The 18175-nt window shown below is 45.7% G+C and carries 15 protein-coding genes and 1 pseudogene; 10 read left to right on the plus strand and 6 right to left on the minus strand.

Annotation, left to right across the window (positions count from 1 at the left end):
- Nucleotides 1-99 precede the first annotated feature (99 nt).
- Nucleotides 100-906 carry a hypothetical protein gene (locus CTT30_RS07370; RefSeq protein WP_252036524.1) on the minus strand — a complete coding sequence of 269 codons (807 nt, stop codon included), beginning with the start codon at nt 904-906 and terminating at the stop codon, nt 100-102.
- 267 nt (nt 907-1173) lie between these two features.
- Here CTT30_RS07370 and CTT30_RS07375 point away from each other — a divergent pair, with 267 nt between their 5' ends.
- The 8 genes from CTT30_RS07375 to CTT30_RS07410 all read left to right on the plus strand — a co-directional run bounded on the left by CTT30_RS07375 (nt 1174) and on the right by CTT30_RS07410 (nt 11891).
- Complete coding sequence (locus CTT30_RS07375; protein ID WP_239866584.1) at nt 1174-1878, plus strand: GntR family transcriptional regulator; 705 nt, start codon at nt 1174-1176, stop codon at nt 1876-1878.
- Between the two features lie 12 nt (nt 1879-1890).
- Nucleotides 1891-2787 (plus strand): methylisocitrate lyase, encoded by an 897-nt coding sequence (prpB, locus tag CTT30_RS07380; protein ID WP_252036525.1) that lies wholly within the window; start codon nt 1891-1893, stop codon nt 2785-2787.
- A gap of 122 nt (nt 2788-2909) precedes the next feature.
- Nucleotides 2910-4052 (plus strand): bifunctional 2-methylcitrate synthase/citrate synthase, encoded by a 1143-nt coding sequence (gene prpC, locus CTT30_RS07385; protein ID WP_252036526.1) that lies wholly within the window; start codon nt 2910-2912, stop codon nt 4050-4052.
- 80 nt (nt 4053-4132) lie between these two features.
- Nucleotides 4133-6724 carry a Fe/S-dependent 2-methylisocitrate dehydratase AcnD gene (gene acnD / locus CTT30_RS07390; RefSeq protein WP_252036527.1) on the plus strand — a complete coding sequence of 864 codons (2592 nt, stop codon included), beginning with the start codon at nt 4133-4135 and terminating at the stop codon, nt 6722-6724.
- A 9-nt stretch (nt 6725-6733) separates the two neighbouring features.
- Nucleotides 6734-7924, plus strand: a complete 1191-nt coding sequence (gene prpF / locus CTT30_RS07395) for a 2-methylaconitate cis-trans isomerase PrpF (protein WP_252036528.1) — start codon at nt 6734-6736, stop codon at nt 7922-7924.
- Between the two features lie 57 nt (nt 7925-7981).
- Nucleotides 7982-9859: a propionyl-CoA synthetase gene (locus tag CTT30_RS07400; RefSeq protein ID WP_252036529.1), complete on the plus strand. Its 1878-nt coding sequence runs from the start codon at nt 7982-7984 to the stop codon at nt 9857-9859.
- Nucleotides 9860-9971: 112 nt separating this feature from the next.
- The gene (locus tag CTT30_RS07405) at nt 9972-10448 is read left to right on the plus strand and encodes a GNAT family N-acetyltransferase (protein WP_239875761.1); all 477 of its coding nucleotides are present in this window, start codon (nt 9972-9974) and stop codon (nt 10446-10448) included.
- A 15-nt stretch (nt 10449-10463) separates the two neighbouring features.
- Entirely contained in the window at nt 10464-11891 is a 1428-nt protein-coding gene (locus CTT30_RS07410; RefSeq protein ID WP_252036530.1) for a bifunctional NUDIX hydrolase/phosphatase PAP2 family protein, read from the plus strand.
- 20 nt (nt 11892-11911) lie between these two features.
- On the opposite strand, the gene CTT30_RS07415 is transcribed toward CTT30_RS07410, so the two are convergent.
- Complete coding sequence (locus CTT30_RS07415; protein ID WP_252036531.1) at nt 11912-12721, minus strand: Cof-type HAD-IIB family hydrolase; 810 nt, start codon at nt 12719-12721, stop codon at nt 11912-11914.
- A gap of 175 nt (nt 12722-12896) precedes the next feature.
- Between CTT30_RS07415 and queE the strand changes: the two genes are divergently transcribed.
- Both queE and queC read left to right on the plus strand, forming a co-directional pair.
- On the plus strand, nt 12897-13547 hold the full coding sequence (gene queE, locus CTT30_RS07420; protein ID WP_252036623.1) for a 7-carboxy-7-deazaguanine synthase QueE: 651 nt from the start codon (nt 12897-12899) through the stop codon (nt 13545-13547).
- Between the two features lie 10 nt (nt 13548-13557).
- Nucleotides 13558-14253, plus strand: a complete 696-nt coding sequence (queC, locus tag CTT30_RS07425; protein WP_252036532.1) for a 7-cyano-7-deazaguanine synthase QueC — start codon at nt 13558-13560, stop codon at nt 14251-14253.
- Nucleotides 14254-14305: 52 nt separating this feature from the next.
- Here queC and CTT30_RS07430 read toward each other — a convergent pair.
- From CTT30_RS07430 to CTT30_RS07445, 4 genes and pseudogenes are all read right to left on the minus strand, one after another.
- A pseudogene (locus CTT30_RS07430) lies at nt 14306-15632 on the minus strand (IS4 family transposase).
- A 117-nt stretch (nt 15633-15749) separates the two neighbouring features.
- Nucleotides 15750-16103 (minus strand): DUF2750 domain-containing protein, encoded by a 354-nt coding sequence (locus CTT30_RS07435; RefSeq protein ID WP_252036533.1) that lies wholly within the window; start codon nt 16101-16103, stop codon nt 15750-15752.
- Nucleotides 16104-16209: 106 nt separating this feature from the next.
- The gene (locus CTT30_RS07440) at nt 16210-16821 is read right to left on the minus strand and encodes an OmpA family protein (protein ID WP_252036534.1); all 612 of its coding nucleotides are present in this window, start codon (nt 16819-16821) and stop codon (nt 16210-16212) included.
- A 1-nt stretch (nt 16822) separates the two neighbouring features.
- A complete protein-coding gene (locus tag CTT30_RS07445) occupies nt 16823-18127 on the minus strand; it encodes a TolC family outer membrane protein (RefSeq protein WP_252036535.1) in 1305 nt (434 codons plus the stop codon).
- Between the last annotated feature and the right edge of the window lie 48 nt (nt 18128-18175).

Genomic DNA, 18175 nt, shown 5'->3' on the forward strand with positions numbered 1-18175 from the left:
GCAGTAAACTAAGCGTAAATAAATCCTACCACTGCTTATATAAGATGGTTTGCGACTAAAATGGCTGAATGTGTGAGCCGCTTTCTGAATTCCCAAGTTTTATCGACTGTCCACAACGAGTAGTTTTGCATTTTGATAGGAGAAGTGCATACCTTCCAACTCATTAGGGTGAGCTAGAATTGAGTCAACCGAGGGGAGTACTACAAAGAAGATGAGTGGATCTGGGTGAAGGTGCACCCAGCGCAAGCTTGACTCTGACTTTTTGTAGACCTTCATATTTACAGTGAGTACAAGGTTGTCTTCTGCAAGCTGGCTATACTTAAATCGACCTAATTCGTGAACCGCCCCCCATAGAGAGGTTAGGGGGCGTTCATATGTGCTCTTCAGGAACAACTCTAACTGTAAGGTATCCTCGTTGTCATGCAATGTGGTGCTCAACCTTTGAGTCAGCCTCAAGCCATCTTCAAATGGGAGATAATGAAGATTATTGTCGACAATTTGAGAGGAAAACGGACAAAGCTGAACAGAATCTGAAGGCTGCTGGCTTGCATACAGCTCACAGGTGAACTGCTTAATGATGAATTCCAGTCCGTCATGGAAACGTGAGTTCTGAATATCGCTAAGGAGAATAGTGGAACTATTAAGTATTTCGGCGAAGATTTTGTGCGCATTATTGTTGACGGCAGCGCGGTCAGCGACCTGAACATAATGGTTGGATTTAATTGCGGTTTTAAGGATGTTGTTTGATTCTATTACCCTAATGTCTTCATCGGAATAGACTGCATCTCTTAGAGTTGGATAGTAAGGCTCTCTTTCTGGTGCCGAAAAGAATGAGCAGGCCGTCAATCCAAGGCCTAGCACTATACCTATAGATATCTTCGTGAGTGAATTCAGCATCCTTGCCATTGATTCCCATGGTTTCTTCTACATAAAAGATACTAATGCTGCGAGTGAGCTAAGTCATTGTTCTCATTTTATTCTTGCTAATAGACTTCACAAACTATGATGAGAACCCTTCTGTTTATTGTTTCAAATTCAGATGTGATTACCCGTAATACCTTAGTCTAAATTGTCGACAATAATCTTGATTGTCGACAGTTTGTTCGGCTATTTTATAATCATTGCACAGAGATTGTTGACAGATTTAAGTCGAAAAACACGAGTGGACGACATATGAATGATGAATTAATGACTCGTATGAAAAGTATAACGGCTGAAAAAGAGCACACTAAGTCCGAAAACCTGACTTCGATACTGATTGAGGCGATTGTTGAGGGGCAATTAGCTCCCGGAAGTAAGATATCCGAGCCTGAGCTGGCGAAACGATTTGAGGTAAGCCGAGGTCCACTGCGAGAAGCCATCATGCGACTTGAGGGACTGGGGTTGATTGAGCGCATTCCTCATGTGGGGGCACGAGTGATTGCCTTCTCGCCTGAAAAACTGGTTGAAATCTACGCGGTTAGAGAGGCTTTAGAGGGTATGGCTGCGCGCTTGGCGGCACGTTATATCTCGCAGGAAGAGCTGCTGAGTTTGGAGCTATTGCTTGCTAAACACTCAAAGCACATTGATGAAGTTGCAGGTGCTTCTTACTTTCATCAGGAAGGCGACTTTGATTTTCACTATCGCATTATTCAGGCGAGCCGCAATAGTAAGTTGATCGCGCTCTTATGTGATGAGCTGTATCACTTGCTGCGTATGTATCGATACCAATCGCCGCGTGCTCAATCCAGACCAAAAGAAGCGCTAAACGAACACAAATTTATCCTTCAGGCGATTCGTAATCGCGATGAAGAGTTGGCCGAAATGTTGATGAGAAGACATATCTCAGGCAGCAGACGGTTAATAGAGCAACAAATTTTACTTGCTGAAAATGACTAGAAGGAAACTGTCATGAGTTTATCTCCAGGGGCGAAATTCAGAGACGCCGTAGAGCAAAATGATCCTTTGCAGATTGTCGGTACGATTAACCCATACTGCGCCATGATGGCGAAAAACATAGGTCACCAAGCGATCTATTTGTCAGGCGGCGGTATTGCCAATGCATCTTACGGTCTCCCTGATTTAGGAATCACGACCCTCAATGACGTCTTGGTCGATGTTGACCGCATTACTAACGCGTGTGATCTGCCTTTATTGGTGGATATCGACACTGGGTTTGGTGGCGCATTCAATATTGGGCGCACGATCAAAGCGATGGAAAAGGCCGGTGCTGCCGCTGTTCATATGGAAGATCAGGTGGCCCAAAAGCGTTGTGGTCACAGACCAAACAAAGCCATTGTCAGTCAACAGGAAATGGTTGATCGCGTTAAAGCAGCGGTAGATGCGCGCAATGACGAGAGTTTCGTCATCATGGCTCGCACCGATGCGCTTGCAGTTGAAGGAATGGATAGCGCCATTGAACGAGCGATTGCCTGTGTTGAAGCTGGCGCGGACATGATCTTCCCAGAGGCGATGAACAAATTAGAGCAGTATTCACAGTTCTCTGAAGCGCTAAAGCAAGCGACCGGAAAACACGTGCCTATATTGGCGAACATTACCGAATTTGGCCAAACGCCATTGTACGGTAGTGAAGAGTTAGCCAAATCAAATGTTGATATGGTGCTGTATCCACTAAGTGCTTTCAGAGCAATGAATAAAGCCGCAGAAATGGTTTATGCCCACCTGCTGAAAGAGGGAAATCAAGAAGCACTGCTTGACTCGATGCAAACGCGTAAAGAGCTCTATGCGCACCTTAAGTACCATGATTACGAAGACAAATTAGATCAGCTGTTTTCAGAAGGAAAATAGCCAACGGAAACAAACGGAAGCCCAAGAAAAGTATCGGAAAACTTTTAATTCAATAACGTGAAACTTGTCCGAACAGAAAATGCTCCATTCAGAGGGCAGAGCGGACAGAAAAGGAGTTCAACATGCCTCTATCATCGAAAAAGAATGAAGAGTTAGGTGGCGCAGGCCTACGAGGTCAAAGCGCCGGAAGCACTGCATTATGTACCGTCGGTAAAACAGGTACAGGTCTGACGTATCGTGGCTACGATATCACTGACTTGGCCAATAACGCACAGTTTGAAGAAGTAGCCCATCTACTGTTACGCGGTCACTTGCCAACACAGCAGGAGTTGGATGCATACAAAACACGTCTGATTGGTTTACGTGGCTTACCTGCTGAGCTAAAACAAGCTTTGGAACTGATTCCAGCAAGCGCTCACCCAATGGATGTGATGCGAACAGGTTGTTCTGTTCTTGGCAATCTTGAACAGGAAATGGATTTTTCTGAGCAACAAGATGCGACGGAACGAATGCTGGCGCTATTCCCAGCAATCATTTGTTACTGGTACCGCTTCAGTCATGATGGCGTTCGAATTGATACCGAAGATCAGTCTCAAGATTGTATTGGTGGTTATTTTCTTAAAATGCTTACGGACAAAGAGCCGAGTGAATTGCATAAACAGGTTATGCATTGCTCGCTGATTCTCTATGCGGAGCACGAGTTTAACGCTTCAACGTTTGCGGCTCGTGTGTGTGCCTCGACGTTGTCGGATATCCATTCTTGTATTACGGCTGCAATTGGTACTTTGCGTGGTCCACTCCATGGTGGAGCAAACGAAGCTGCGATGGAAATGATCGAAAACTGGCAGACGCCTGATGAGGCAGAAACCAACATCATGCAGATGCTAGCCAATAAAGACAAGATTATGGGCTTTGGCCATGCTATCTATCGTGAAAGTGACCCTCGAAATGCATTAATCAAACGTTGGTCGAAAGAGCTCTCAGATAAAGTGGGCGATACACACCTCTATGCGGTCTCTGAGCGAGTCGAATCGGTGATGAAGCGCGAAAAGGGCTTGTTCTGTAACGCAGATTTCTTCCACGCTTCGGCGTACCACTTCATGGACATTCCAACCAAGCTGTTTACACCTATCTTCGTCATGAGCCGTCTGACTGGCTGGGCTGCGCACGTTTATGAGCAGCGTGCTAACAACCGCATTATTCGCCCAAGTGCGGATTACACGGGTCCTGAGCATCAGGATTGGGTTCCTATCGAAAAGAGGTAACACCCAGTTACCCAAGAGCCTCCTTGCCAGCTTGTAGGGAGGCTCGGATACCCGAATATTATCTGAATGGAAGCAATGATATGAGTAGTACAGTGAATTCAAAATATCGTAAGCCGCTTCCGGGATCTGATCTTGATTTTTTCGATGCCCGAGAAGCAGTCAATGATATTACGCCAGGAGCTTATGAGACGCTCCCTTACACGTCGAGAGTTCTTGCCGAACAATTAGTGCGACGATGTGATCCTGAGTCGCTCACGGCCTCTCTTAAACAACTGATTGATCGCAAACGCGATTTAGATTTTCCTTGGTACCCAGCACGCGTGGTTTGTCACGATATTTTGGGACAAACCGCTTTGGTTGATTTAGCCGGTTTACGTGATGCAATTGCAGACCAAGGAGGTGACCCTGCCAAAGTGAACCCTGTAGTGGAAACCCAACTGATCGTCGACCACTCTCTAGCGGTGGAGCATGCAGGTTTTGAACCCGATGCGTTCGAGAAAAACCGCGCGATTGAAGAGCGTCGCAACGAAGACCGTTTTCATTTTATCGAGTGGTGTAAAACGGCATTCGAAAACGTCAGTGTTATTCCTGCAGGGAACGGCATTATGCATCAGATTAATCTGGAAAAAATGTCGCCTGTAGTGCAAGCCAAGCAAGGTATTGCTTACCCAGATACCTGTATCGGGACTGACAGTCATACCCCGCATGTAGACGCGTTAGGTGTTATTGCCATTGGTGTTGGCGGGCTTGAAGCTGAAACGGTAATGTTAGGCCGACCATCAATGATGCGCCTACCGGATATTGTGGGTGTTAAGCTCACCGGTAAACGCCAGCCCGGTATTACGGCAACGGATATCGTTCTAGCTATCACTGAGTTTCTACGAAATGAGCGTGTTGTCTCATCGTACCTTGAGTTCTTCGGTGAAGGTGCCAGTGACCTAACGATTGGTGATCGTGCAACCATTTCCAATATGACGCCTGAATACGGTGCGACAGCAGGCATGTTCTACATTGATGAACAAACGCTTACCTACCTAAAATTGACGGGGCGAGATGAAAAGCAAGTTGAACTGGTTGAGAACTATGCCAAGCAAACAGGCCTTTGGGCTGATGATTTAGATACGGCGCAATACGAACGAGTGCTTGAGTTTGATTTGTCTGCAGTGACACGCAATATGGCCGGCCCTTCGAATCCACATCGCCGCTTGCCAACGTCAGAGCTAGCTTCACAAGGTATTGCAGGCCAGTGGCAAGAGAGTGAAGGTCAATTGCCCGATGGTGCGGTAATTATTGCAGCGATCACCTCCTGTACTAACACCAGTAACCCAAGAAACGTTGTCGCTGCTGGTTTGGTCGCTAAGAAAGCCAACCAATTGGGCCTTGTACGCAAGCCATGGGTGAAGTCGTCTTTCGCTCCGGGTTCAAAAGTTGCGAAGTTGTATCTTGAAGAAGCCGGTTTGCTTGAAGAGATGGAAAAACTTGGCTTTGGCATCGTCGCGTATGCGTGTACGACATGTAACGGGATGAGTGGGGCGTTAGACCCTGAGATTCAGCAAGAAATCATTGACCGAGATTTATATTCGACGGCTGTACTTTCTGGTAACCGCAACTTCGACGGGCGTATCCATCCTTACGCGAAACAAGCATTTTTGGCGTCACCGCCTTTGGTCGTTGCTTATGCGTTGGCAGGGACGATTCGCTTCGATATCGAGCGAGATCCTCTGGGTACAGACTCTGAGGGCAAGCCTATCTACCTCAATGACCTCTGGCCAACTGACGAAGAAATTGACGCGGTAGTGGGTAAGTACGTTAGACCTGAGCAGTTTAATCAAGTTTATATTCAAATGTTTAAGCTTGATGATGAACAAAGCAACAGCAATCCTTTGTATGACTGGCGGCCTCAAAGTACATACATTCGCAGACCTCCTTATTGGGAAGGCGCATTGGCGGGTGAAAGAACACTGTCCGCAATGAGGCCTCTAGCAATACTTGGTGACAACATTACAACCGACCATTTGTCTCCCTCTAACGCTATTCTTGCATCCAGCGCTGCAGGTGAGTACCTAGCGAAAATGGGAGTTCCTGAAGAAGACTTCAACTCCTACGCGACTCACCGAGGAGATCACCTTACCGCGCAGCGTGCGACCTTTGCGAATCCTAAGTTATTTAACGAAATGGTGAGAGACAAAGGCGAAGTTGTTCAGGGGTCTCTGGCTCGTATTGAGCCTGAAGGAAAGGTCATGCGTATGTGGGAAGCTATCGAAACCTACATGAACCGAAAACAACCCCTTATTGTTGTTGCAGGAGCCGATTATGGTCAGGGCTCATCTCGTGACTGGGCGGCAAAAGGTGTTCGCTTGGCAGGCGTCGAAGCTATTGTTGCCGAAGGTTTTGAGCGTATCCACAGGACCAATCTCGTTGGAATGGGCGTGCTACCTTTGCAGTTTAAAGAGGGAGTCAACCGTAAATCATTAATGCTTGATGGCACAGAACTTTATGATGTCGTCGGAGATATTAAACCGGGTACGGATCTCGCCTTGGTGATTACTCGTAAAAATGGCGAAAAACTCGACGTTTCGGTTACTTGCCGCCTTGATACCGCCGACGAAGTCTCTGTTTACAACGCGGGTGGTGTATTGCAACGCTTCGCTCAAGACTTTCTGGCTCAATAAGGAGTGATTATGAGTAACATTAGACCGAGCCAGATAAAAATTGCCGCGACCTATATGCGAGGTGGTACGAGTAAAGGTGTGTTCTTTAATCTTTCTGATTTACCCGAGGTGGCGCAAAAACCGGGAAAGGTCCGCGATGCGTTGCTGCTAAGAGTCATTGGTAGCCCAGATCCCTATGCCAAACAAATCGACGGTATGGGAGGGGCAACTTCGAGTACAAGCAAAACCGTTATTGTTTCTCCGAGCAGTCAGCCAGAGCACGATGTAGATTACCTATTTGGGCAAGTTTCCATTGATAAGCCTTTTGTTGATTGGAGCGGAAATTGCGGAAACCTATCGGCAGCGGTTGGCCCATTCGCGATTCATGCTGGGCTAATCCCTGCAGAGCGTATCCCGGAAAATGGTGTGGTTGCTGTGAGAGTTTGGCAGGCCAATATCGGAAAAACGATTGTCATTCACGTACCTATCCGCAATGGACTTGTTCAAGAAACTGGAGACTTTGAGCTAGACGGGGTGACTTTTCCTGCTGCTGAAATTCAAGTGGATTTCATGCACCCTGCAGCGGGCGATGGAAGCATGTTTCCAACGGGAAATTTAGTCGATGATCTTGAAGTACCTGAGGTTGGTACATTTAACGCTACTTTGATTAATGCTGGCATCCCAACGATTTTTATTGATGCCGATGCCCTTGGTTACTCCGGCACTGAGCTTCAACAAGATATCAATAGTGACGAGTTAGCATTAGCACGATTTGAAAAAATCCGAGCTTATGGCGCACTCAAAATGGGGCTTATCGATAAGGTCGAAGAAGCGGAATCTCGCCAACATACCCCTAAGGTGGCTTTTGTCAGCAAAGCGAAGAGTTATCAAGCCTCAAGCGGAAAACAGGTTGATGAAAATGACGTAGATCTGCTGGTGAGAGCTTTATCTATGGGCCAGTTACATCACGCAATGATGGGAACAGCCGCAGTTGCCATTGCTTCAGCTTCTTGTGTGCCGGGGACATTAGTCAATTTGGCCGCTGGAGGCGGTGAGAAGCATTCAGTGACTTTTGGGCATCCGTCCGGAACGCTAAAAGTAGGCGCTAGGGCCACTCATTCAAACCAAGGCTGGGTAGTAGAAAAAGCCGCAATGAGCCGAAGCGCTCGTATTTTGATGGAGGGGTTTGTGCGTGTTCCCTCCAATGTCTTTGAAGAATAAATCTCGTCGGTAACAAACCCGATGTAAGTAATGTCAGGACATACTGGAGGAAGCATTATGTCTGCATATCAGAAAGAATACCTTTGGGCACAGGAAAACCCACAGCAATTTTGGAAAGCGCAAGCCGAGCAATTGGACTGGTTTGAGCAACCAAAGACCATTTTGCAAAAGGATGAGAACGGTATTGAACGTTGGTTCCCTGATGGTGTGCTTAACACTTGTTGGCTGGCACTCGATTACCACTGTGAACAAGGAAGAGGGGAGACAACAGCACTGATCTATGACTCTCCTGTCACTGGTAACAAGCAAAAGTACACATATAAAGCACTTAGGGATAAGGTCGCTAAGATCGCTGGGATGCTAGCAGAGCAAGGGGTGGAGAAAGGCGATCGGGTTGTTATCTACATGCCAATGATTCCAGAAGCCGCAATGGCGATGTTGGCATGTGCACGATTAGGGGCCATTCACTCGGTGGTATTTGGCGGCTTTGCACCCAATGAGCTTGCGGTACGGATAGAAGACGCAGAGCCAAAAGTTATCATGACAGCGTCTTGTGGTATCGAGATCAATAAAGTCATCCCTTATAAACCTATGGTTGATAAAGCAGTGATGGATAGCCGTTGGAAACCAGAAAAGGTTTTGGTATTACAACGCCCACAGTGTGAGGCTGAATTAAGTCAGGCGAGAGACGTGGATTGGATGCAGGCGTATAACAACGCTTTACCTCACGCGTGTGTACCGGTTCTGGCCACTGATCCGCTCTATATTCTTTATACGTCGGGTACAACCGGAAAACCAAAAGGAGTCGTGCGTGACAATGGAGGCCACGCTGTCGCGATGAAGTACTCAATGAGTGCCATTTACAACGTTCCTCAGGATGGTGTTTACTGGGCTGCTTCTGATGTGGGCTGGGTAGTCGGGCATTCTTATATCGTCTATGCGCCGCTCATTCATGGCTGCACAACGATTTTGTTTGAAGGCAAGCCTGTTAGAACGCCAAACCCTGGCGCCTTTTGGCGCGTGTGTGAAGAGTACAAGGTCGATGTATTGTTCTCTGCGCCAACTGCTTTCCGTGCCATCAAGAAAGAAGATCCAGAGGGTAATCACCTTAAGCAATATGACCTGTCGAATCTGAAAACCATCTTTATGGCGGGGGAACGTTTAGACCCTCCAACCTTGGAGTGGGTAGAAAGTAAAACCGACAAACCGGTTGTAGACCATTGGTGGCAAACGGAGACAGGTTGGGCAATTGCGGGTAACCCAACGGGGATTGAGTTGATGTCTGTTAAAGCAGGTTCAGCGACTAAACCCATCCCCGGTTATCAGGTTAAAATATTGGATGAGCTAGGTGAGCCTGTCGCGCCGAATAAACAAGGTTTTGTTGCGTTGAAACGCCCATTACCACCCAGCTGTTTACCTACCGTGTGGCGCAACCACGACCGATTCGAATCGGGATATCTGAGCCAGTTCCCAGGCTACTATGTGTCAGGTGATGGTGGTTACCTAGACGAAGACGGCTACCTGTTTATTATGGGCCGTATCGATGATGTGATTAATGTCGCCGGACATCGATTGTCGACCGGCGAAATGGAAGAAATTGTTGGTGGCCATCCGGCTATCGCGGAATGTGCGGTTGTTGGTGTGCATGATGACTTAAAAGGTCAGCTACCATTAGGGTTTGTGGTACTAAAAGACGGCGTCAAAGTCGATGACATGCAACTTGAAGGTGAGCTCGTGGGTAAGGTACGCGATGAAATAGGCGCAGTTGCTTGCTTTAAGCACGCGCTGGTCGTTGAGCGTTTACCAAAAACTCGCTCGGGAAAAATCCTTCGTAAGACGATTCGACAAATAGCCGATGGGGAGAAATACACAGTTCCTTCAACCATTGACGATCCAACAAGTTTGGAAGAAATCCAAAAAGTGCTCGAATCATAGTTGAGACGGCGTCCCATAATCACGAATTAGCTCCTTTTTAAAGGGGCTTTTTTGTTGATAATTTTTCACATTCGACTCACACTGTGCCTTTATTTGTGACGCGAAAATAATTATGCACAAAGTAGAAATCAGGGTGGCTCAAGCGCGGGATTTAGAGCGGCTTAATGATCTGATGTTCAGATTGCATGATGAGCACCATAACCAATGCTCGGAGCATTTCAAGGCGGCTGAAGAAATTGAGCAGGAAAAAAGCATCGCTCGATACCTAGATGATCCAGAATGCATTGTGCTTGTTGCGTCTAGTCAGCAACAGGTAGTGGGATTTGTATCTGGTCACTTTTGTGAATTGATTTCTAGTGTCAGTAAACCCGTGCAAATGGGCAGTGTTGATGAACTTTATGTATTGCCTGAATGTCGTAAGTTGGGCATTGCCAAACAGCTTTGTGAGTCGATAGAACAACGTTTTGACGACTACGGAGTGAAACAGATATTTGTTGAAGTATGGAACTTCAATCGCGTGGCATTGAATTTTTATAAAGAAGTCGGATTCGAACATCATATCCATTGGCTGCGTAAACCAGTGGGTTAAATCAAGAAGTAGTCAATGATCATTTTTAAGCAATTGGAACGAGTGTTCCTATTCTTTGCTCTCGCTTTTTTTTCATCATTAGTGTTGGCTGAGCAAAAGCAGCCTGAAATTGAAGGCGCAGCTTGCGTCATTAGGGCTGACAATAAGTTGGTTCTAGTCAACGAAATTTTGACGGGCAAATCCTGGTTACCCGCGGGTAATGTCAAACATGGTGAAAAGCCTGAATTGGCAGCACAAAGGGAAACTTGGGAAGAAACAGGGCTTGTTGTTTCTATCAACAAAGTGCTGGGGCAGAGAAACAATACCATTTATTATGATTGTATTTCGGACTCCGAAATTGTCGCTTTCCATATCGATAATTCATTGGATGCTCACCAACTCCCAATTTGGTTTGCACCACATTACGGCGTTGAAATAGCCTCTGCGATGCTCATATCGCCAGAAATGATCAATGCGCAAGAGTATCGTTTTCCTGAACAGCTTAAACGTATTGCAGGCTACTTTGAACAGGCCACACCGCAAACGGTTCGGTATGTTGATAATTTAGTCGAAGCTGCGCCGATAATAAATCAAATTGAGCTTGGATGGCTGAACGAGTTTCACTTGCTGCTGGACATGTTGCCAACGCAGGCTGAAGAGATAATCGAAGAGTTGTTTAAGTTGAGCCTTCAGCTTAATCACCCCATTATCCTATTGATACTCTTTCCATACTTGTACTGGCGATTTGGAAAAGAGTTTAGTTATAAGGTGTTCTTCGCTATAACGAGTACATCTTTGATCGTGTTACTTGCTAAGCAAGGTTTCCAGCTCCCGCCGCCGCAAGTATATTTGGCAAGTCGTGCGTTACCCCAGTTTGCTGGCTATAGCTTACCGAGTCTGCCTTTTGCTGTTTGGATGTGCGTTGTAACCTTATTACTGAATAAAATGAGAGAAAACAGGCCTGATCATCTTGCTGTTACAAGCATCGCTCTTATTTTGTGGCTTGCTGTGGCGAGTTTTTACACAGGCACGCATTTCATTGTTGATATGTTTGGCGGTTTACTCATTGGCGGGTTGTGCGCATGGCACCTAATTCGTCTAGATAACAAACCCGATGTCGATTTGATGGCATTGATACAATCTAAGGCGCTTTGGGCTGTATTGATTGCAGCGGGAGTGGTGATGGTCTCTGTATGGCCAATCCCTGTGTTCAGTATCTGGCTTGGCATTATGGTTACGACGCTAGGTATTATCTATACATCGGATGCGAGTGATAAAATGATCACGTCTGAATTTATTATCCCGCTCACCATTTTAATGGTCGCAATCTATTGGTTGTTTGAGTTCAGTGAAGTGTTTGTTGCGAGAAGTAGTGTCTTGTCGTTTGGGTTAGATGCGATTCGTTACCCAGTGCTCATGATTCTGTTTGTGGTCAGTGTTAGGAAATTTGCAAAAGCTGCCTAATGGCAGCTTTTATTAACGCATTACGAATTCAATACATATTGTTCGATCACTAAAGCCACACCATCGTTATCATTACTTGCGGTAATATGGTCGGCAATAGCTTTGGTTTGATCCATTGCATTTTCCATAGCGACTCCAAGTCCCGCATAGCGAATCATATGGTGATCGTTTTCCGCGTCTCCCATACAAATAACTTCGTCAGCGTGGATACCAAGGTAGTCCGCAATCGCTTTAATACCCACGCCCTTATTACTCTCAAGGTTGAGAAACTCTAGAAAGAACGGGGCGCTTTGCACTATCGTGAATTCCTGATGGAGTATATCTGGAATGGCTTTCGCCGCTTGTGTTAGTTTTGATGGTTCACCGACGATCATGGCTTTGATGATAGGGTGGTCGTCCTCCAATGAATCGAACGCCATTTCCGTAATCGGCACTTGGTTAATATCGGACTCCAAGGTAGTAAATTCGTTATTTTCAGGCGTAATTAAGCCGAGTTCAGTACTGAATGCATGGCAGTACAATCCTAACTCTTTAGCGAGCTTCGCCACTTGTTTCGCACGTATACCATCAATGTAGGCTTGATGAATTACTTTTCCAGTGCCAATTTCTTTCACAGTACTTCCGTTGTAAAAAACAACAAATTCATTGTGTCCGTCTATGCCAAGTTCTGTCAGTTTCTCTTGCATACCTGCAAGAGGGCGGCCTGAAGCAAGAACGATTTTGACTCCCTGAGCTCGCGCTTTTTCTATAGCGGTTTTTGTTCTTTCTGAAATGGACTTGTCGCTGGTTAGCAAAGTGCCATCCATATCCAGTGCAATCAATTTATACATAGACTTACCTAATAGTTTTAAAGTTATCACTAGCAAAAGAAGCAGATTAAATGAGTCAAATAGAATGATCAATTTCTGATTTAGTTGACCTACGCATTGCAGTCATTTATGGTCTCGTTCCTGCTAAATATTGATGATGAGTTAGGCTGAGACAAAGTTGTACAAATTAAACGAAATGTTCGAAACCATTCAGGGTGAAGGCGTATTTACCGGCGTTCCTTCAGTGTTTGTTCGCCTACAGATATGTCCGGTAGGATGTGCTTGGTGTGATACTAAACAAACCTGGGATGCGACGCCTCAAGACGAACGCCCGTTAGTGGAAGTACTCGCGAAAACGGAAGACTCGCCAACATGGTGTAGTGTCTCTGGAGGTGACATTATTGAGCAGTATCGTCAACAAGGTTATCAGGCTAAGCATATTGTTATTACTGGCGGCGAGCCATGCATTTACGATTTGCGTCCGCTGACAGAAGCATTCGAAGCGATTGGATGTCGTTGCCAAATTGAAACCAGTGGTACATCACCAGTTTTAGCAAGTGAAAATACTTGGGTGACAGTGTCACCAAAAGTGGCAATGAAAGGTAAACTGCCAGTGTTGGACAGTGCTTTACTCCGAGCAAATGAGATTAAGCATCCAGTGGCAACTGATAAAGACATTGAGCAACTTGATGCTTTGATTGAGCGCGCAGGCGTGCCTGAAAGCACGACTATTGCCCTACAGCCTATCAGCCAGAAACCACGCGCCACTCAGCTATGTATTGATACTTGTATTGCGCGTAACTGGAGACTCTCTATCCAGACTCATAAGTATCTAAGTATTGCGTAAGGGAAACGAAATGAAAAAAGCGGTAGTAGTATTTAGTGGTGGTCAAGATTCCACTACATGTCTCGTGCAGGCACTTAAGGATTTTGATGAAGTGCATGCGATCACTTTCGATTACGGTCAGCGACATAAACTCGAAATCGAAGTGGCTCAAGACCTTGCAAAAGAGCTAGGCGTTAAAGCGCATAAAGTGATGGATGTGGGCTTGCTGAACGAACTTGCCATTAGCTCATTGACTCGTGATGACATTCCGGTTTCACATGAGTTGCAGGAAAATGGGCTCCCTAACTCTTTCGTCCCTGGCCGTAACATTCTTTTTCTGACCCTAGCGGGCATTTACGCGTATCAAATTGGTGCTCAGGCTGTGATTACTGGCGTATGTGAGACGGACTTCTCTGGCTACCCTGATTGTCGCAATGACTTCGTTAAAGCGATGAACAGTGCCTTAGTGCAAGGTATGGATCGGAATCTAGACATTGTTACGCCGCTGATGTGGTTAAACAAGGCGGAGACTTGGGCCCTAGCTGACCAATACGATGCACTGCAGTTGGTGAGAGAGAAAACACTGACCTGTTACAACGGCATTATTGGTGATGGCTGCGGTGATTGCCCAGCCTGTGATTTAAGAAAAGCGGGCTTGAATGATTACATCGACAATCGAGAAGCCGTTATGGCCTCATTAGTCAGTAAGCAAATCAGTGAAGCGTAGCGTTTCTCTAAGATAGCCAAAACAAAAACGCCCTCAAATGAGGCAACGTAGTTCACTTAAGCGGTGCTGCGTTGCGATTAACCGGATAGCGGGTCTTTGATATTTTTACCGCCCTAGGCCGATTTGGCTTAGGGCGTTTGTCTATAAAGAGGATAGATAAATCGCCTCGAAGGCTCTTTAAGCGTTTCGGCGTGTTACCTAAAGACACCGCTTTACTCATCATTTTGAGCTGGCTGGCTATAAATTGGCAAGCGTACTTAAAGCTGATTTCATTAGGTAAGCGTCCATGTTCAACGGCAGCTTGACTAGCCTCTCGTCTCACCAAGTAATAACCCCCACAGCTCTTGATAGACGAGTTCGACTGTTTTGCTTCTCAACACTAAAGCGTTGTGTTGCATTGAGCTCTTGATGTCACGATAACCTAATTCGATTTCCCATCTTTCATGATAAAGCTCTGCCACAGATTGAGCGTCATACTGCTCTCTAGGAAGCGAGGTAAACACCGTTTTGGATTTACCTTGAACCTCATAACTAACGGCTCTGACTGTCCATTTTTCTGGAAGACGAGGATTCTTTTTACGAGCTTGCGGTGAGACCTTCATCTCCACAAGCATGTCACTGCTTTCTTTATCATCCAGTAGAGTATATTTGACTCCTTTCCTTGCAGGGAGAAGCCAGTGTCTATTTATTCCACTGTTTTGCAGAGAAAGGAGCAAATCTGCGCCATAAAAACCTTTATCCAGCAACGTCACTGAGTTGTCTGGTAGAGCGTTGATGAAAGGCATCGCTAGAGGAATTTCACCTCGGCGATACGGGCTTATCGCCGCATCAACGATGACATGAGAGCGAACATTCATCATAGTCACAACTCTCAATACTGGATGAGGTGTTTGTCTGTTGCTAGACGTATTTCCAGAGCCAAAATGTTCCCTCAATTCTGGTGTGTCAGCCGTTCTAAAAAGAGCGCCATCGACAGCAAAAACTTGTAAGCCTTGCCATGTATCATCAGGGTATCGCTCAAGTCCCCACGTTTTCCCACATTGCTTAAACAGCCATTCGGGTGCTGCTTTGCCTAAGCGTTGTCTTGCTTGGGTTAAGGCGCTCTTTGCCAATAGCTCTTCATCAGCCAAACCGTCATCACAGACGTTCATTCTTCGAGCGACTTCGGCAATGGGTTCATTGCGGAAAAAAGCCATACCCACAATCAGCCACAACATCATATCGCTCGGTAATCGGCGTCGACGGATAGTCGCTTTATCGGACAGTGAGGCTGCTTTAGCTACCCACGCATCGGGAATGTGTTCAGAAAAGGTGGTGAGTTGGGCAACATCAACAGGGTTTTCTTCAAGGAAGTCGGCAAAGAAGTGTTGAATAGACATAAAAAATCGGAAACCTATAAACAGATTTCCGATTGTCTCTCATCATAAGGATCGGTCAACCGATCCTTATCTGATCTACATTGCCTCAAATGAGGGCGTTTTTCTAATCAGGAATGATTAATCTAGATACATTTTCGCAAGATCAGAAGGTTCGATTTCTTTCCCTTCAAGCTGTGCATTCCAGTTTGTACCCACAAGAACACCATCTTCCGCAAGTGTTAGCAGCCAGTCTTCAACAAAAATGTCTAGCGGGATTTCCAATACTTCAAAGTCTGCCCATTCTTCAATATTGTGTGCTTGCGCATCTTCTTTAGAAGACCAAAAGGGCATGACTTCGCTGTTTTCAAATTCAGTTGAGTCACAAGACAGCCAGCCTTCTTCATTGCGTAAGCCCCAAACCAAGCTATTTGTTTTGGTTTCAGCTACAAAAAGTTCAAGGTTAGCCTGGATATCAGCAGTTAATTTGCTCATAGGTTTTATCTCATAAGTAGAATCGCGGATAGGGTACCACTGTTGCTATGAAAGCTAAATAAAAATGGGCACATTGAGTGCCCATTCGATGTAAATGAAAAATTAACTAGCGAGATTTCTTAGTGAAAATCGTCCATTCTTTTTTGAAGTTACCTTTGTGCCCAATCACAGTCGCGACCACCTTCCGGTTTTTAGCGTGAGTAATTTCATCATTACCGCTGTCGTCTAGGTTGGTGTCTCCAAAACCGACGATCTTAATTCTTTGATGGCTCACGCCATTATTAATCAGAGCGGACTCCACTTCCTGAGCGCGCTCTTTGGAAAGCTCCATATTGTGGTTATGGTTACCAACTTTGCTGGCATACCCTTGTAATTCAATAGACGTTGAAGGGTACACTTTCAAAAAATCTGCCATTTCACGAATTTGAGTTAAGAACACTGGCTGAATATCGCTTGAGTCATTGGCAAATAAAATGTGAAGGTTTAACTCCTCTTCAGACTTTACGTATGTACCGCAGCCTTCATTGTCGATATCTGCACCCAGAGGCGTTTCTGGGCAGAGATCTCGTGCATTAATAACTCCATCCTTGTCATCATCATAGAGATCCGATACTTGGTTCGCTATTGGCGTCTCGCGGTAACTGTAAACATCTTCAGCGTAAGTAGTGGCAGAAAATGTCAGAGCGATGATAGCTGTAGAAATAATCGACTTTTTCATATTAGTACTCAACCACTTTGTTCCAATCTTCAGGCGTGTCAACACGAAGTGCTGTTAGCAATCCACCCGTAGCATTCATAACCCGGTACTTGGCATACTGCTCATCGTATTTGGCGTCTAGGTAATCTTTACGTGCTTCGAACAGCTCGTTTTCAGTGTTGAGGAGGTCGAGAAGAGTGCGCTTGCCAAGCTTGTATTGTTTTTCGTAAGCAATAACAGTATCGGATGCCGAGTCTACGTGGTCAGCAAGAAATTCTTTTTGCTGCAGAGTTAGGTCAAGAGCACTCCAAGACAAACGCAGGCCTTCTTCAAGGCTACGGAATGTACGGTCACGAAAATCTTTCGCTTTATTCAACTGATACGCTGCACTCTCGGTACGATCAGAGTCAGAGCCTCCATTGTACAAGTTATAGCGCATACGCAGCATGGCAGAAGATTCGTTGCTACTGCCTCGTATACCTCCAGCATCATCACGCCATATTTGGTTTGCCTCAACAGAGAGAGTTGGGTAGTTGACACCTTTTGACTGTTGATATTGAAAACGAGCTGAATCTACGTCCGCTTGTGCAATCTTAACTACTGGGTGATTCTTAACTGCAATATCAAGGGCTTCATCGATAGAGAATGGAATGGCATTTTCGTCTGCTCTTGGGAAAATAAGTCCTTGTGGTGCCTGGCCGACAATTCTTTTGAACTGAGTGTGGACGTCATAAAGGTTATTTTGCGCAGCCAGTAGATTACCATGAGCTTTCGCTAAGCGGGCCTCCACTTGTGATAGGTCTGCGGTTGAACCTATTCCTGATTCGACCCGTTTCTTGATATCACTGTAAATCTCTTTATGAACCGCTAAATTGCTTTCTGAAAGCGCTAGCACTTCGTGAGCTTTGGTCGCATCGAGGTAAATCTTTGTTACTTCGAGAGCGATGTCTTGAGAATCGGCGAGTAGTTGGAATCGAACGGATTCTGCGTCAGCTGCGGTTCTATCCATGTCGTTCAACGTGGCAGAGCCATCCCATATAAGCTGTGTCAGACTTAATGTTGCTTCTTTACGAGTCAGTTCATCTTCTGTTCCCGATGCTAAGTCGACTTGTTCATAGCCAATGCCTGCATCGAGATCGATCGATGGTAAATAAGCACCTGATGATGCTTCGGCATCGTAAAGTTTGCTCATGTACTCATTATAAGAGGCTTTAACGTTTGGGTTATTAGCAATTGTAAGGGCGACAGCTTGTTCTAAGGTTTGGCTTTGTACTGGGAAAGCGAACGCGGTAGCGATGCTCAACAGTTTAATCCGGTTCCATTTCACTATGGGGGCTCCTCGGGTACATCTTGTTCGAGGGATATTACTCAATTG

This window comes from Vibrio coralliilyticus (genome assembly GCF_024449095.1).
In the GTDB taxonomy this organism is placed as follows: domain Bacteria; phylum Pseudomonadota; class Gammaproteobacteria; order Enterobacterales; family Vibrionaceae; genus Vibrio; species Vibrio coralliilyticus_A.

What these genes read in the sequence shown, in the direction of transcription:
- CTT30_RS07400 (WP_252036529.1), top strand. Translation starts at nt 7,982, where the DNA reads ATGTCTGCATATCAGAAAGAATACCTTTGGGCACAGGAAAACCCACAG.
- CTT30_RS07415 (WP_252036531.1), bottom strand. Translation starts at nt 12,721, where the DNA reads ATGTATAAATTGATTGCACTGGATATGGATGGCACTTTGCTAACCAGC.
- CTT30_RS07375 (WP_239866584.1), top strand. Translation starts at nt 1,174, where the DNA reads ATGAATGATGAATTAATGACTCGTATGAAAAGTATAACGGCTGAAAAA.
- CTT30_RS07435 (WP_252036533.1), bottom strand. Translation starts at nt 16,103, where the DNA reads ATGAGCAAATTAACTGCTGATATCCAGGCTAACCTTGAACTTTTTGTA.
- prpB (WP_252036525.1), top strand. Translation starts at nt 1,891, where the DNA reads ATGAGTTTATCTCCAGGGGCGAAATTCAGAGACGCCGTAGAGCAAAAT.
- CTT30_RS07410 (WP_252036530.1), top strand. Translation starts at nt 10,464, where the DNA reads ATGATCATTTTTAAGCAATTGGAACGAGTGTTCCTATTCTTTGCTCTC.
- prpF (WP_252036528.1), top strand. Translation starts at nt 6,734, where the DNA reads ATGAGTAACATTAGACCGAGCCAGATAAAAATTGCCGCGACCTATATG.
- CTT30_RS07405 (WP_239875761.1), top strand. Translation starts at nt 9,972, where the DNA reads ATGCACAAAGTAGAAATCAGGGTGGCTCAAGCGCGGGATTTAGAGCGG.
- CTT30_RS07440 (WP_252036534.1), bottom strand. Translation starts at nt 16,821, where the DNA reads ATGAAAAAGTCGATTATTTCTACAGCTATCATCGCTCTGACATTTTCT.
- acnD (WP_252036527.1), top strand. Translation starts at nt 4,133, where the DNA reads ATGAGTAGTACAGTGAATTCAAAATATCGTAAGCCGCTTCCGGGATCT.
- CTT30_RS07370 (WP_252036524.1), bottom strand. Translation starts at nt 906, where the DNA reads ATGGCAAGGATGCTGAATTCACTCACGAAGATATCTATAGGTATAGTG.
- queE (WP_252036623.1), top strand. Translation starts at nt 12,897, where the DNA reads ATGTTCGAAACCATTCAGGGTGAAGGCGTATTTACCGGCGTTCCTTCA.
- queC (WP_252036532.1), top strand. Translation starts at nt 13,558, where the DNA reads ATGAAAAAAGCGGTAGTAGTATTTAGTGGTGGTCAAGATTCCACTACA.
- prpC (WP_252036526.1), top strand. Translation starts at nt 2,910, where the DNA reads ATGCCTCTATCATCGAAAAAGAATGAAGAGTTAGGTGGCGCAGGCCTA.